General features: G+C 72.6%; 13 protein-coding genes. 7 read left to right on the forward strand and 6 right to left on the reverse strand.

Features of this window, described 5'->3' with window-relative positions; translation table 11 throughout:
- Window positions 1-16: 16 nt before the first annotated feature.
- The 4 genes from CP975_RS15265 (at window position 17) to CP975_RS15280 (ending at window position 4,849) form a co-directional block, all read left to right on the forward strand.
- Window positions 17-790, forward strand: coding sequence for an ABC transporter ATP-binding protein (locus CP975_RS15265; protein ID WP_425474318.1), 774 nt, complete (start codon window positions 17-19; stop codon window positions 788-790).
- On the forward strand, window positions 787-2,391 hold the full coding sequence (locus CP975_RS15270) for a hypothetical protein (protein ID WP_055534591.1): 1,605 nt from the start codon (window positions 787-789) through the stop codon (window positions 2,389-2,391). The genes CP975_RS15265 and CP975_RS15270 overlap by 4 nt, the downstream gene beginning before the upstream one ends.
- Window positions 2,392-2,524: 133 nt before the next feature.
- Window positions 2,525-3,097 (forward strand): dihydrofolate reductase family protein, encoded by a 573-nt coding sequence (locus tag CP975_RS15275; RefSeq protein WP_055534589.1) that lies wholly within the window; start codon window positions 2,525-2,527, stop codon window positions 3,095-3,097.
- Window positions 3,098-3,475: 378 nt separating this feature from the next.
- Window positions 3,476-4,849 carry a PAS domain-containing protein gene (locus tag CP975_RS15280; RefSeq protein WP_150477002.1) on the forward strand — a complete coding sequence of 458 codons (1,374 nt, stop codon included), beginning with the start codon at window positions 3,476-3,478 and terminating at the stop codon, window positions 4,847-4,849.
- Window positions 4,850-4,960: 111 nt separating this feature from the next.
- Here CP975_RS15280 and CP975_RS15285 read toward each other — a convergent pair whose 3' ends face one another.
- Window positions 4,961-5,725, reverse strand: a complete 765-nt coding sequence (locus CP975_RS15285; protein WP_150477003.1) for an SIS domain-containing protein — start codon at window positions 5,723-5,725, stop codon at window positions 4,961-4,963.
- A 150-nt stretch (window positions 5,726-5,875) separates the two neighbouring features.
- On the opposite strand from CP975_RS15285, the gene CP975_RS15290 reads away from it, so the two are divergent.
- The gene (locus CP975_RS15290; protein ID WP_030787715.1) at window positions 5,876-6,568 is read left to right on the forward strand and encodes an iron-dependent transcriptional repressor DtxR; all 693 of its coding nucleotides are present in this window, start codon (window positions 5,876-5,878) and stop codon (window positions 6,566-6,568) included.
- Window positions 6,569-7,195: 627 nt separating this feature from the next.
- Complete coding sequence (locus CP975_RS15295) at window positions 7,196-8,059, forward strand: alpha/beta fold hydrolase (protein ID WP_055526918.1); 864 nt, start codon at window positions 7,196-7,198, stop codon at window positions 8,057-8,059.
- A 79-nt stretch (window positions 8,060-8,138) separates the two neighbouring features.
- Here CP975_RS15295 and pdxH read toward each other — a convergent pair whose 3' ends face one another.
- Window positions 8,139-8,843: a pyridoxamine 5'-phosphate oxidase gene (pdxH, locus tag CP975_RS15300; RefSeq protein ID WP_425474319.1), complete on the reverse strand. Its 705-nt coding sequence runs from the start codon at window positions 8,841-8,843 to the stop codon at window positions 8,139-8,141.
- Between the two features lie 173 nt (window positions 8,844-9,016).
- On the opposite strand from pdxH, the gene CP975_RS15305 reads away from it, so the two are divergent.
- Complete coding sequence (locus CP975_RS15305) at window positions 9,017-10,117, forward strand: citrate synthase 2 (RefSeq protein WP_055526921.1); 1,101 nt, start codon at window positions 9,017-9,019, stop codon at window positions 10,115-10,117.
- A 46-nt stretch (window positions 10,118-10,163) separates the two neighbouring features.
- Here CP975_RS15305 and CP975_RS15310 read toward each other — a convergent pair whose 3' ends face one another.
- From CP975_RS15310 to CP975_RS15325, 4 genes are read right to left on the reverse strand one after another with little or no spacing between them, the layout of a single operon-like run.
- Entirely contained in the window at window positions 10,164-10,772 is a 609-nt protein-coding gene (locus CP975_RS15310) for a TetR/AcrR family transcriptional regulator (RefSeq protein ID WP_055526922.1), read from the reverse strand.
- A complete protein-coding gene (locus tag CP975_RS15315) occupies window positions 10,760-11,494 on the reverse strand; it encodes an enoyl-CoA hydratase family protein (RefSeq protein WP_055526923.1) in 735 nt (244 codons plus the stop codon). The genes CP975_RS15310 and CP975_RS15315 overlap by 13 nt, the downstream gene beginning before the upstream one ends.
- Before the next feature lie 13 nt (window positions 11,495-11,507).
- On the reverse strand, window positions 11,508-12,719 hold the full coding sequence (locus CP975_RS15320) for an acyl-CoA dehydrogenase family protein (protein ID WP_055526924.1): 1,212 nt from the start codon (window positions 12,717-12,719) through the stop codon (window positions 11,508-11,510).
- Window positions 12,716-14,590, reverse strand: a complete 1,875-nt coding sequence (locus CP975_RS15325) for an acetyl/propionyl/methylcrotonyl-CoA carboxylase subunit alpha (protein WP_055526927.1) — start codon at window positions 14,588-14,590, stop codon at window positions 12,716-12,718. Before CP975_RS15325 ends, CP975_RS15320 begins: the two co-directional genes overlap by 4 nt.
- Between the last annotated feature and the right edge of the window lie 10 nt (window positions 14,591-14,600).

Genomic DNA, 14,600 nt, shown 5'->3' on the forward strand with positions numbered 1-14,600 from the left:
CGGCGCGGTGACCGAGGTGGCTTCGGCGGCGGTACGGGTTCAGGGGCTCTGGAAGCGGTTCGGCGAGCAGGTAGCCGTGGCCGGGATCGACCTGGATCTGCCCGCGGGCAAGTTCATCGGTCTGGTCGGGCCGAACGGTGCCGGGAAGACCACCACCCTCTCCATGGTCACCGGCCTGCTCCGACCGGACCAGGGCACCGTCGAGGTCGTCGGCCACGACGTGTGGCGCGACCCCGTCCAGGTCAAGGCCCGCATCGGCGTACTCCCCGAGGGCCTGCGCCTCTTTGAGCGGCTCTCGGGGCGCGAACTGCTCGCGTACACCGGACGCCTGCGCGGCCTGCCCGGCGCCGAGGTCGACAAGCGCGCGACCCAGCTCCTCGACGTCCTCGACCTCGCGGGCGCCCAGCACAAACTCGTCGTCGACTACTCCACCGGCATGCGCAAGAAGATCGGCCTCGCCGCCGCGCTGCTCCACAACCCCGAAGTGCTGTTCCTCGACGAGCCGTTCGAGGGCGTCGACCCCGTGTCGGCCCAGACGATCCGCGGCGTCCTCGAGCGCTACACCGCGTCCGGCGCCACCGTCGTCTTCTCCTCCCACGTCATGGAGCTGGTCGAGTCGCTCTGCGACTGGGTCGCCGTCATGGCCGCGGGCCGCATCCGCGCCCAGGGCACCCTCGCCGAGGTGCGCGGCGCGGCGCCCTCGCTCCAGCGGGCGTTCCTCGAACTCGTCGGCGCGCACGGCCGTGACGCGGGCTCCGATCTCGACTGGCTGGGCGGTGGGGCGCGATGACGGCCGTCGCGAACGCATCGGCGATCACCCCCGTCCTCGTACGCCTGAAGCTGTCGCTGCTGCGCAACGGCCTGCGGCAGTCGGCCGGGCGCCGGGCCGCCTACATCGCCTCGGTCGGCTTCGCCCTCCTCTTCGCCGCGCTCCAGCTCCTCGGCCTGATCGCGCTGCGCGGCAACCCGCACGCCGCCACCGTGTGCGTACTCCTCGTCGCGGTCCTCGCGCTCGGCTGGGCGGTCATGCCGCTGTTCTTCCCGAGCGGCGACGAGACCCTCGACCCGACCCGCCTGGTGATGCTGCCGCTGCGGCCCCGGCCGCTGGTGCGGGCGCTCCTCGTGGCGTCGCTGGTCGGCATCGGTCCGCTGTTCACGCTCTGCCTCGCCGTCGGCGCGACCATCGCGCTCGCCCGCGGCGCGGCGGCCGCGGTCACCGGCGTCCTCGCGACCGCGCTCACCGTCCTGACCTGCGTGACCCTCGCCCGCGCGGTCGCCGCCGCCAACATCCGCCTGCTCACCAGCCGCAAGGGCCGTGACCTCGCGGTCCTGAGCGGCCTGCTCATCGCGCTCGGCGCGCAGGCCGTCAACTTCGGCGCCCAGAAGCTCGGTTCGTCCGGGCTCTCCACGCTCGACCCGGCGGCGGCCGTCGTGCGGTGGATCCCCCCGGCGGCGGCGCTCGGCGCGGTGGACTCCGTGAGCGAGGGCTCGTACGCGACCGGCGCGGCGCAACTCTTCCTCTCCGCCGCCGCCTTGGTGGCGCTCCTCGCTCTCTGGCAGCACAGCCTGACCCGCCTGATGACGACACCGGACGGCTCGACACTGGCGGCCGCGGAGCCGGAGAAGGGCACCTCACGCGCCTCGGGCGCCCTCGGCGGGCTGCTCCCCGCCGGGCGCACCGGCACCGTCATGGAACGCGGCCTGCGGTACGTCCGGCGCGACCCGAAGACGAAGGCGGCCTGGGTGACGTCCCTGGCCATCGGCCTGATCGTGCCGCTCTTCAACGCCCTCCAGGGCACGGGATCGGTGTACTTCGCGTGCTTCGCGGCGGGGATGCTCGGGATCCTCATGTACAACCAGTTCGGCCAGGACACCTCGGCGTTCTGGATGGTGGCGATGACGATCTCCTCGACCCGCGACGCGTACGTGGAGCTGCGGGGCCGCGCCCTGGCGCTGCTGGTGATCACCCTCCCGTACGCCACGCTGGTCACCGTCCTCACCACGGCGGTGCTCGGTGACTGGCCCGCCCTGCCGGAGGTCCTCGGGCTCTCCTTCGCGCTGCTCGGCGCGATGCTGGCGACGGGCGCCTGGTCCTCGGCCCGGTTCCCGTACTCGATCCCGCAGGAGGGCTACAAGAACGTGGCCCCCGGCCAGGCGGGCCTCGCCTGGATCTCCATCTTCGGCGGGATGGTCGCGGCGGCCCTGCTGTGCGCCCCGGTCCTCGCCCTCACGATCTGGCTGCACGCCTCGGCCGCCGACTCCTGGAGCTGGCTCCTGCTTCCCCTGGGCGCGGCGTACGGCTGGGCGCTCTCGGAGGGCGGGCTGCGCCTCTCGGCGCCGCGTCTCGCCCGCAGCCTCCCGGAGATCCTCACGGCGGTCAGCAAGGGCTGACAGCGGGGCCGGCAAGGAGCGCCGACAACGGGGCCGGCCACCGACCGATGACTTTCTCGGCTCCCGCCGGTCAAATGTGTCGTCAGTTGCTCAACGAGGTGCACGAGATGCACGAGATACCTGGAGACCCGACATGCGCACCCTGATCAGCTCTGCCTTCGTCTCGCTCGACGGCGTCGTGGAGGCCCCCGGCGGCGAACCCGGCTACCGGAACTCGGGGTGGACCTTCAAGGACATCGAGTTCCTCCCGGAGGCGTTCGAGATCAAGGGCCGTGAGCAGGAGGAAGCCACCGCGATACTGCTCGGCCGGGTCAGCTACGAGGCGTTCAGCCCGGTCTGGCCCAGCATGGAGGACTTCGCCTCCTACAAGACGATGCCCAAGTACGTCGTCTCCACCACCCTCGGCGAGGGCGACCTGGTGTCGGACTGGGGCGACACCACGATCCTGCGCTCGCTGGACGAGGTGGCCGCGCTGAAGGAGACCGAGGGCGGCCCGATCATCATGCACGGCAGCGCCGACCTCAACCGCGCCCTGTCGGACGCCGGCCTGATCGACCGCTACCACCTGCTGGTCTTCCCGCTGCTGCTCGGCGCGGGCAAGCGGCTGTTCAGCGACACGGACAAGGACAAGCAGCAGCTGAAGCTGGTCGAGCACGCGGCGTACGCCAACGGCCTCCAGCTGAACGTCCTCGACGTCGTCCGCTGACGCAGACGACCCGCGAGCCGTGGTTCCTGCCGCACCGGACGGGCCGGGCGGAGGAAGCCGGCCGGACGTACCGGCGGCTCGCGGGTCGGGTGACTGCTTGGGAATAGGGCCGGCTGCACACACCACACGTGCGGGTCCGGCGCCGAATTCGAGTTGCGACGACGGGCCGCTAGCCCGCAGTCACCTCACGCGTCCGGTTTCGATACATCTGCCGAACCACCTCCCTTCTCGTGTGCACGCCAGCCTAGGAACCGCCCCTCGCGCCGCACAACCCAATTTCCGCGCACCGCCGAATCCCTCCGACTTCCGGGAATTCGCTGTGGGCTGCGTCACGTTCGAGTTGAATGATCTGAGGACACGGTCTGTAGGGGGTTCGGGGTGAGTGCTGCGCGGCAGAGCGGAACTACTGACGAACTGGGCCCTGAAGAGCCCGAGCCCGGCGGGGCGGAGCTGCTCGCGGCGTTGCTGGACGGGATGGACGCGGCGCTGTGCGCGTTCGACGCCGACGGTGTGGTGACGCACTGGAACCGCGAGGCGGAGCGGGTTCTCGGGTGGTCGGCGGCGGAGGCCGTCGGGCGGCGGGGCTTCTCCGGGTGGGCCGTGCGGCCCGCCGACGCCGGGGAGGTCGAGGGGCGGCTGCTGTCCGCGATGGACGCGCCGGGGCGGCAGGTGCACGAGTTCGCGCTGGTGACCAAGGACGGCGGGCGGGTCCTCGTACGGATGCAGTCCGCGGCCGTGCGCGGCGGGGACGGGAAGCCCGCGGGGGTGTACTGCGCCTTCAGCGAGGTCCACGCGCAGATAGACCTGGAGCGGTCCATCGCCCTGAGCGAGGCGCTCTTCGAGAACGCCACCTGGGGCGTGGTGCTCGTCGACGCGGATCTGCGGCCCGCCGTGGTGAACGAACACGCGGCCCGCGCCCTGGGCGTGGGGCGTACGGCGGTCCTCGGGCGGCCCCTCGCCGATCTGCTCGGGCAGGGCGTCGAGGAGCTGGAGAGCGCGCTGGCCCACGTGCTCGCCGAGGGGGCGCCGCCCGCACCCGCCGAGCTGTGGGTGTCGGTGCGGGCCGGGGACGGCCAGGAGGACGGTTTCGAGCGGCGGTGCTGGCGCAGCGGCTTTCTGCGGCTGGCCTCCCCGCTGGCGGAGGAGCCGGTGCCGCTGGGCGTCGGCTGGCTCTTCCAGGACGTGACGGAGGCGAAGCTGACGGAGCAGGAGGCCTCGCAGCTGCGCTTCCGCTCCCAGCAGCTGCACCGTGCGGCGCGGGCCGCCGCCGAGTGCGAGGACCCCATGGAGGCGGCCACCGTCCAGCTCGACTTCGCGCTCGCCGGGTTCGCCGATCACGCGCTGGTGGATCTGCTGGCGGGTGAGGAGCCGGTGCGGCTGGTGCGGGTCGCGGCGACGCCCGCGGGGCCGCCGGGGCCGTGCCTTCCGGTGACCATGGCGGGCATCCCGGTGCGCTATCCCGAGGGGCATCCGGCGCCGCAGTGCGCGGAGCGGGCGGGGTCGGTCCGGGCCAGCGCGGGGGCGGCCTCGGCGGAGCGGGCCCGCGCGTGGGCGAGCGCCCGGCAGTGGCCGGAGGACTCCGTGCACGCCTTGTGCGCGGTGCTGCGCAGCCGGGGGCGGACGCTGGGCGTGGTGACGTTTCTACGAGGGGCGGGGCGGGGGCAGTTCGAGCGGGCGGACGCGGTGTACGCGGAGAGTGTCGCCGCGCGGGTCGCGGCCTCGCTTGATCTGGCCGGGGGGCCTGGGGGGTGAGGGCTCGGGTGCTGGTGGCTCAGGTGCTGCCTGCTCGGGTGCTCGTGGCTCGGCAAGAACCTTTCCCACCCACCCGTTTGCCCCGCGCTTCACCGCTCGGTAGGGGCCTCCTCAACGCCGATAGAAGATTCGGTCCCCGTACTCCTGGAAGACCCGGCCGTTCCAGTCGTGGCCCCCGTCCACGTTCCCCGAACGGAGCAGCGGCGGCTGGATGCCTCGCGAGGTCAGTTGTTCGACGGCGGACGCGGTCATCGCCTGCATGAGCGCGTTCGTCACGACGCCGGACGCGGGACCGAACGGCGCGTCGACCCCGTCGAGGGAAAGCTCCGCGTCCCCCACCGCGATCTTGGAGTCGACCACGAGGTCGCAGTGGTCCTTGAGGAAGGTCCCGGAGACGTGCCGCGAGCGGGTCTCCGTCGCGTACGCCACGGAGGTCACCCCGATGACCTTCAGGCCGAGCGCGCGGGCGTTCATCGCCATCTCCACCGGCAGGGAGTTGCGCCCCGACAGCGAGATGATCACGAGTACGTCGCCGGGGCGGGCCGGGGAGGAGTCGAGCACGGCGCCCGCGAGGCCGTCGACGCGCTCCAGGGCGGAGCCCAGCGTCGCGGGCATCACGTCGACGCCGACCACGCCGGGCACGGCGAGGAGGTTCATCAGGGCGAGGCCGCCCGCGCGGTAGACGACGTCCTGCGCGGCGAGCGAGGAGTGCCCGGCGCCGAAGGCGAACAGGCGCCCGCCGGACGCGACCGCGTCGGCGAGCAGGGTGCCGGCCTCCGCGATGGTTCCGGACTCCTCGTCGCGGACCCGCTGGAGCAGGTCGATGGCGGCGTCGAAATACTGACCGGCCAGCTTGCTCTCGCTCTTGGAGCTCATTCGCATCACGTTGCGGTCTGGACCAGCGCCCTGTCAACACGGTCACCGGACGTCCCGGGGCGGGTTTTCCCACGGCGCGACACGGTTGTCAGTGGTATGCGTCAGAATTGAGGGCAGGGCCAGCGCACGAGCGAATTCTGAGGGGCACCCATGTCGGGGCTGATTGACACCACTGAGATGTATTTGCGCACCATCCTCGAGTTGGAGGAGGAAGGTGTGGTCCCCATGCGCGCCCGGATCGCCGAGCGGCTCGACCAGAGCGGACCGACGGTGAGCCAGACCGTGGCGCGGATGGAGCGCGACGGCCTGGTGGCGGTCGCCAGCGACCGCCACCTGGAGCTCACCGAGGAGGGCCGCCGTCTGGCCACCCGTGTGATGCGCAAGCACCGCCTGGCGGAGTGCCTGCTCGTCGACGTGATCGGGCTCGAATGGGAGCAGGTGCACGCCGAGGCGTGCCGCTGGGAGCACGTGATGAGCGAGGCCGTGGAGCGCCGCGTCCTCGAACTGCTGCGTCACCCCACCGAGTCTCCGTACGGCAACCCGATCCCGGGTCTTGAGGAGCTGGGCGAGAAGGACGGCGCGGACCCGTTCCTGGACGAGGGCATGGTCTCCCTGACGGAGCTGGACCCGGGCACCGAGGGCAAGACGGTCGTCGTGCGCCGTATCGGCGAGCCGATCCAGACGGACGCCCAGCTGATGTACACGCTGCGGCGGGCCGGTGTGCAGCCGGGCTCGGTGGTGAGCGTGACGGAGTCGCCGGGTGGCGTGCTCGTGGGCAGCAGCGGCGAGGCCGCCGAGCTGTCCTCGGAGATCGCCTCGCACGTCTTCGTCGCCAAGCGCTGAGCAAGCACTGAGCAGTGCTGAGCAGTGCTAAGCAAGCACTGAGCAAGCACTGAGCAAGCGCCGAGCCAGCACTGAGGGCACCGGCTTTCGAGCGCACCGCCACCGCATGCGGACACGGGCGTCAACTTCCGCTACTAGCGGGATAGTTGACAGGGTTTCAAGATCTCCGTCAGATCTTGCGGAATCCAAGATTCAGTGTGCGGAACCGCAGCGCGCGAGCGTTTCGCGTGCGAGGCTGTCGCGAGAGGCATATGACTTGAGGGCTCTTGACCGTGTCGGCGCCGGGTCTGGCCGCGCGGCCGGAGAGGGGGCGGGAGGATGTGCCCGTCTGGTGAGCTTGGACGTGAGGGTCCCGGCGCCCGAGGGCGCCGGGACCTGTCCTCCCCTGTGCTGACCCGGAGCCCCGAGCTCCCAGGGTCGTCCCCCACGGGCCGATGTCCCCGAGCGGCCCGCCTCCCGATGAAGATCTCCCCTCGGCCACGCCGGTCAATCCTTGAGCGTGGTCACCCGAACGAGGGGTGTTACCGGCAATCCCGCCGCTTTCGAAAGGGAGTTCGATAGCGTGCGGGGGTGTGGGGCAGGACCAGGCGTGGATCCCGAGCGGAATCTAGGGGGGTGCCAGGAAACATGGTGCGGCGCATCGACGTGACGGGCGCGGGTGGCGTACGCCTCGCCGCCTGGGAGTTCGCCGATCCTCCCAAGCTGAGGGAGGCCGAGGGGTCGCAGGGCGGGGTGCTCCTGCTGCACGGCCTGATGGGCCGCGCCTCGCACTGGGCGGGCACCGCCCGCTGGCTCGCCGAGCGGCACCGCGCGGTCGCCCTCGACCAGCGCGGCCACGGGCAGAGCGAGAAGCCCCCGGAGGGCCCCTACACCCGCGAGGCCTACGTGGAGGACGCCGAGGCCGCCCTGGTGCAGCTCGGCCTCGCGCCCGCGGTCCTCATCGGGCACTCCATGGGAGCGCTCACCGCCTGGCAGCTGGCCGCGCGCCGGCCCGACCTCGTCCGGGGTCTGATCATCTGCGACATGCGGGCCTCCGCGCTCGGCGCGGCCTCGCAGCGCGAGTGGGAGCACTGGTTCAAGTCGTGGCCGGTGCCGTTCGCGACCCTCGCCGACGTGCGCAAGTGGTTCGGCGAGGACGATCCCTGGGTGGAGCGGCCCAACCCCGCGCGGGGCGAGTTCTTCGCCGAGGTGATGGCCGAGGGCCCCGACGGCTGGCGGCCCGTGTTCGACCGCGCCCAGATGCTCAAGTCCCGCGAGACGTGGGTGCACGACGCGCACTGGGAGGAGCTGATCCAGGTCCGCTGCCCCGCGCTCGTCGTGCGCGGCCTGGACGGCGAGCTGGGCCGGGCCGAGTCCCAGGAGATGGTCCGCGTACTGCCCCGGGGGGAGTACGCGGAGGTGGCCGACGCGGGGCACCTCGTCCACTACGACCAGCCCAGCGAGTGGCGCGCGGCGGTCGAGCCGTTTCTGGACAGGGTCCTGGCGGGATAGGCGCGGCGCCCCGGGTGTGCCGTGCCGCCTGTCGTGGCCTTCGGCCTACTCGTCCTCGAACGCCGGACGGGCTAAACCCTCACGGGCTCAGGCGTTCCAGGTGCCAGTCCTTGCCGTCCGGCGTCCGGACGTAGCGCAGGCGGTCGTGGAGGCGGTTTCTGCGGCCCTGCCAGAACTCCACCTCGCGCGGGGTCACGCGGAAGCCGCCCCAGTTCGGGGGGACGGGGACCTGTTCGCCCTCGGGGTAGCGGGCCGCCAAGTCGGCGTACGCGCGGTCCAGTTCGGCCCGCGAGGTGAGGACGGACGACTGGGCGCTGGCCCAGGCGCCGAGCTGGGAGCCGTGCGGGCGGGTGCGGAAGTAGGCGACCGTCTCCTCGCGCCCGACGCGCTCCGCGGTGCCGGAGACGATGACCTGGCGGGCCATGGGGTGCCAGGGGAAGAGCAGCGAGACATGCGCGTTGGCGGCCAGCTCGTGGGCCTTGCGGGAGTCGTAGTTGGTGAAGAAGACGAAGCCCCGCTCGTCGAAGCCCTTCAGGAGCACCGTGCGGGAGCTGGGCCTGCCCTCGGCGTCGACGGTGGAGACGACCATGGCGTTCGGCTCGTGCACGGCGCCCGTGGCGGCCGCCGCCTCCTTGAACCAGAGCGCGAACTGTTCCATGGGGCCGGCGGGCAGCCCCGCCTCTTCGAGCCCCTCGGTGACGTACTGCTCGCGCATGAGGGCCGGCTCGGGGAACGGTCCGGAGAGAGAGGCACTGGAGTCGGTCACCCGATCATCTTGCCGTATACGTAACGGAGCCGGCGGGCGCACTCCGCCACGGAGAGGTGACGTGTGGCACTGAGTGCCGCATCCCATCGCCAAAGGTGGCACCAGGGGATATCGTCCTGCTGCCGAATCGACCGCGAAACCGGATCGAAATCGCCCACCGTCATGCCGAACCCATCACGAGGAGCCGCCTGATGTCCGACTTCGTACCCGGTCTTGAAGGAGTCGTCGCGTTCGAGACGGAGATCGCCGAACCGGACAAGGAAGGCGGCGCGCTTCGCTACCGCGGCGTCGACATCGAGGACCTGGTCGGCCACGTCTCCTTCGGGAACGTGTGGGGCCTGCTCGTCGACGGCGCGTTCAACCCCGGTCTGCCGCCCGCCGAGCCCTTCCCGATCCCGGTGCACTCCGGGGACATCCGCGTCGACGTCCAGTCCGCGCTCGCGATGCTCGCCCCCGTGTGGGGCCTGCGTCCGCTGCTCGACATCAGCGAGGAGCGGGCCCGCGAGGACCTGGCGCGCGCCGCCGTCATGGCCCTGTCCTACGTCGCCCAGTCGGCCCGCGGCCAGGGCCTGCCGATGGTCCCGCAGCGGGAGATCGACAAGGCCGACACGGTCGTGGAGCGCTTCATGAAGCGCTGGCGCGGCGAGCCGGACCCCAAGCACGTCCAGGCCGTCGACGCGTACTGGACCTCGGCCGCCGAGCACGGCATGAACGCCTCCACGTTCACCGCCCGCGTCATCGCCTCCACCGGCGCGGACGTCGCGGCGGCGCTGAGCGGGGCCGTCGGCGCGATGTCCGGCCCGCTGCACGGCGGTGCGCCCTCCCGCGTCCTCGGCATGATCGAGGAGATCGAGCGCACGGGTGACGCGGTGGCGTACGTGAAGCAGGCGCTGGACAAGGGCGAGCGGCTGATGGGCTTCGGCCACCGGGTGTACCGGGCGGAGGACCCCCGGGCGCGGGTGCTGCGCCGCACCGCCCGTGAGCTGGGCGCGCCCCGCTTCGAGGTCGCGGAGGCGCTGGAGAAGGCGGCCCTCGACGAGCTGCACGCCCGCCGGCCCGACCGGGTCCTCGCCACCAACGTGGAGTTCTGGGCGGCGATCGTCCTCGACTTCGCCGAGGTGCCGGCGCACATGTTCACGTCGATGTTCACCTGTGCGAGGACCGCCGGGTGGTCGGCGCACATCCTTGAGCAGAAGCGGACGGGGCGGCTGGTCCGCCCCTCGGCCCGGTACGTGGGGCCCGGCTCCCGTAGCCCGCAGGAGATCGAGGGTTTCGGGGCCATCTCGGGCTGACGCCTCTGGACTCACCGCCTCGGGGCTCCGCCCCGGACCCCGCTCCTCAAACGGCGGAGGGGCTGGATCTCAGAGCCCCCTCCACCAGCACCGTCCACTGCGCCACCACCCGCTCCCGTCGCGCCCCGTCGTCCGTCAGCAGGTTCGCGAGGCCCAGGCCCCGCGCCATGTCCAGGAGGCCCTGGATGGTCTCGCGGACGCCGGGGCGGGACTCGTCGGCGTCGAGGAGTTCCACCGCGATGCGGTGCGTCTCGCGGCCGACGCGGGATTCCAGTTCCGTGACGCGCGAGCCCAGCTGCGGCTCGTTGGACGCGGCCACCCACAGATGGAGCGCCGCGCGGAAGAGCGGGCCGGTGTAGAGGTCGACCAGGGCGGCGACCACCGAGGCACGGTCCTGTGCGGGCAGGGCGCGCAGGGCCGTGGAGCGCTGTTCGGCGACGTACTCGACGGCGGCGGTGAACAGGTCCTCCCGGGTCGGGAAGTGGTGCTGCGCCGCGCCCCGCGAGACGCCCGCCCGCTCGGCGACCACCGAGACCGTCGAGCCCGCCCAGCCGTGCTCGGCGAGGCAGGACACCGCGGCCTCCAGGAGCCGCAGCCGTGTCGCGCGGCTGCGGTCCTGCTTGGGCGCCCGGTCGGCGGTGGTCACAGCACCCATGGGGGCTCCCGTCGTTCGAGGAACGCCTCCGTCCCGTCCCGTGCCTCGGTGGAACCGAAGAGCCGCGCGGACAGGGCGGTACAGGCGTCCGAGTGGTCGTCGAATGCGTCGAGCACCCTAGCCGTGAGCAGCTTCTTCGTCTCGGCCAGGGCGCCCGGTGCCGCCCGCCGCAGCCCGTCGAGCATCGGTGCGAGACCCGCGTCGACGTCGGGCGCGTACGCCGTGACCAGGCCGATCCGCGCCGCCTCCGCCCCGTCGAAACGCTCCCCGGTGAGGCAGTAGCGGGAGGCGGCGCCCGGATCGAGGCGGGGCAGGAGCGGCAGCGAGATCACCGCGGGCGCTACCCCGACGCGTACCTCCGTGAGCGCGAACGACGAGCCGGGTCCCGCCACCGCCAGATCGCACGCGCCGAGCAGCCCGAGCCCGCCCGCCCGCACATGCCCGTCCACCCGTGCGAGGACCGGCTTCGGCAGCTCCACGATCCGCCGCAGCAGCGCCACGAACGCGGCCGGGTCGGGCGGCTCCCTCAGGTCGGCACCCGAGCAGAACGTCGTTCCCGTGTGCGCGAGGAGGACCGCGCGGGTGCCGGGGTCCCGGCCGAGGTCGTGGAGCGCCTCGGCGAGGGTGCCCACCAGGGCCGCCGAGAGTGCGTTGCGGCGCTCGGGGACGTCCAGGGTGACGGTGGTGATGCCGCGCGCGGGTGAGGAGACGGACAGGCTCATGAGGGAGGGCTCCTCAGTACGACTTGGGCAGGCCGAGGGTCTGGTGGGAGACGTAGTTGAGGATCATCTCCCTGCTGACGGGGGCGATCCGCGCCACGCGTGAGGCGACGATGAGCGAGGCGAGGCCGAACTCCTTGGTGAGGCCGTTGCCGCCGAGGGTGTGGACGGCCTGGTCGACGGTCTTCACACAGGCGTCGGCGGCGGCCAGTTTCGCCATGTTGGCGGCCTCGCCCGCGGCCATGTCGTCGCCCTCGTCGTAGAGCCTGGCGGCCTTCTGTGTCATCAGGCGGGCCAGTTCGATCTCGATGTGGCACTGGGCGAGGGGGTGGGCGATGGCCTGGTGGGCGCCGATGGGTGTCTTCCAGACGGTGCGTTCCCCGGCGTACTCGGTGGCGCGGCGCAGGGCGTAGCGGGCCATGCCGAGCGAGAAGGCGGCCGTCATGATCCGCTCGGGGTTCAGCCCCGCGAAGAGCTGGAGCAGTCCCGCGTCCTCGTCCCCGACGAGCGCGCCGGCCGGCAGCCGTACATCATCGAGCGTCAGCTCGAACTGCTTCTCGGCCGCCTGGAGTTCCATGGCGATCTGCCGCCGTTCAAAGCCCGGGGTGTCGCGCGGGACGATGAACAGGCACGGTTTGAGGCTGCCGGTACGTGCGTCCGACGTGCGGCCGACGACGAGGGTGGCGTCGGCGATGTCGACGCCGGAGATGAACACCTTGCGGCCGGTCAGGAGCCAGTCGCCGGAGTCGGGGTCGCGGCGGGCCGTGGTGGTGATGCGGTGGGAGTTGGAGCCCGCGTCCGGCTCGGTGATGCCGAAGGCCATGGTGCGGGAGCCGTCGGCGAGGCCGGGCAGCCAGGCCCGCTTCTGCTCCTCGGTGCCGAAGCGGGCGATGACGGTGCCGCAGATCGCGGGCGAGACGACCATCATCAGGAGCGGTGAGCCTGCGGCGCCCAACTCCTCCAGAACTATGGAGAGTTCGGAGATGCCACCGCCTCCTCCGCCGTACTCCTCGGGCAGGTTCACCCCGAGGTAGCCGAGCTTGGCGGCGTCCGCCCACAGCTCGTCGGGGTGGCCCCCGTCCGCGACGACGCGGGTCATGTAGGCGCGGCCGTACCGCTTGCCGAGGGCGGCGACGGCGGCGCGCAGGGCCTGGTGCTCCTCGGTTTCGAGGGCGGCGCCACGAGGGCTGCGTGCGGTACTGCCGGTGGAACTGCGGGCGGTGCTCATACGGACTCCTCCGGGACGGCGGCCTGGACGACGGCGAGCAGCGCGCCGACCTCGACCTGGCGGCCGGGCACGGCGTGCAGCGCGGTGAGCGTGCCGGAGGCGGGAGCGCAGACGCGGTGCTCCATCTTCATGGCCTCCAGCCAGACGAGGGGCTGCCCGCCCGTGACCTCCGCGCCCTCGGTGAGCCCTTCGGCGACGCGGACGACGGTGCCCGGCATCGGGGCGAGCAGCGAGCCGGGTGCGCGGCGGGCGGTGGGCTCGGGGAGCAGTGGCAGCGCGGTGAGGGCGGTGTCGCCGCGGGGCGTGGTGACGTGCACGCGCTCGCCGTACCGCGTGACGGTGAACTTCCTCCGTACGCCGTCGACCTCGAGTTCGACGCGCGTCGGCGTCACGGCGAGGACCCGCACTCCCTCGGCGACCGGGCCGGTCCGGGTGTGGTCGTAGCGGACCTCGTGCACGGCGGCGTCGGGCTCGGTGCGGTAGCGCTTGGTGTGGGGCTGCGAGCGGAGGTTGCGCCAGCCGCCGAACCGGGAGCGGCCGTGGGCGTCGGCGAGGGCGGCGGCGAGCGGGGCGTGCGGGTCGGGCTCGGGGGCGGCCAGCTGTGCGGCGTACCGGTCGTAGAAGCCGGTGTCCATGCGGGCCTCCGCGAACTCCGGGTGCCGCAGGGAGCGTACGAGCAGGTCGCGGTTGGTGACCGGCCCGTGCACGACGGCCCGCTCCAGCGCGCCCGCCAGCTTGCGGACCGCCTGCGCGCGGGTCGGCGCGTACGCGATGACCTTGGCCAGCATCGGGTCGTAGTGGACGCCGATCGAGTCTCCGCCCGCGTAGCCCGTGTCGAGGCGGACGCCCGGCACCTCCAGGTGGTGCAGGGTGCCGGTCTGCGGGGCCCAGTCGGCCGCCGGGTCCTCGGCGTACAGGCGGGCCTCGATCGCGTGCCCGCGCGCGGGCGGGGGTTCCTTCTCCAGGGCGTGGCCCTCGGCGATCTGGATCTGGAGCGCCACCAGGTCCAGGCCGAACACGGCCTCGGTGACGGGGTGTTCGACCTGGAGGCGGGTGTTCATCTCCAGGAAGTGCGCCCGGCCGTCCGCGACCAGGAACTCGACCGTGCCCGCGCCCCGGTACTCGGTCACGCGCGCCGCCCGCACGGCCTGCGCGTGCAGCTCGGCGACCAGGTCCGGAGCGAGTCCGGGCGCCGGGGACTCCTCGATGACCTTCTGGTGTCTGCGCTGGAGGGTGCAGTCGCGGGTGCCGAGCGTCCACACGGTGCCGTGCGCGTCGGCCATGACCTGCACCTCGACGTGCCGCCCGCCCTCGATGAACGGCTCGACGAACACCTCGCCGTCCCCGAAGGCGCTCGCGGCCTCGGCCCGCGCCGCCGCCAGCTCCCCCGCCAGATCGGCCAGATCGCGTACGACACGCATGCCGCGCCCGCCGCCACCGGCCGCCGCCTTCACCAGGACGGGGAGGTCGGTCTCCGTGACGTCGCCGAGCGGCTCGACGCCCATCAGTTCCTTGGCGCGCGTCTTGGACGCCATCGCCTCGATCGCCTCGGGCGGCGGGCCGATCCAGACCAGGCCCGCGTCCAGGACGGCCCGCGCGAAGTCCGCGTTCTCGGAGAGGAAGCCGTAGCCGGGGTGGACCGCGTCGGCGCGCGCGGCCTGCGCGGCCTTCACGACGAGGTCGCCGCGCAGATACGTCTCGGCGGGCGCCGCGCCCGGCAGCCGTACCGCCGTGTCGGCCTCACGGACGTGCAGGGCGTCCGCGTCGGCGTCGGAGTACACCGCGACCGTGGCGATGCCGAGGTCCCGGCAGGTGCGGAAGACGCGGCAGGCGATCTCGCCGCGGTTGGCCACGAGTACTGACTCGATCATGGTCACTGCC

This window comes from Streptomyces alboniger (assembly GCF_008704395.1).
Taxonomy (GTDB): domain Bacteria; phylum Actinomycetota; class Actinomycetes; order Streptomycetales; family Streptomycetaceae; genus Streptomyces; species Streptomyces alboniger.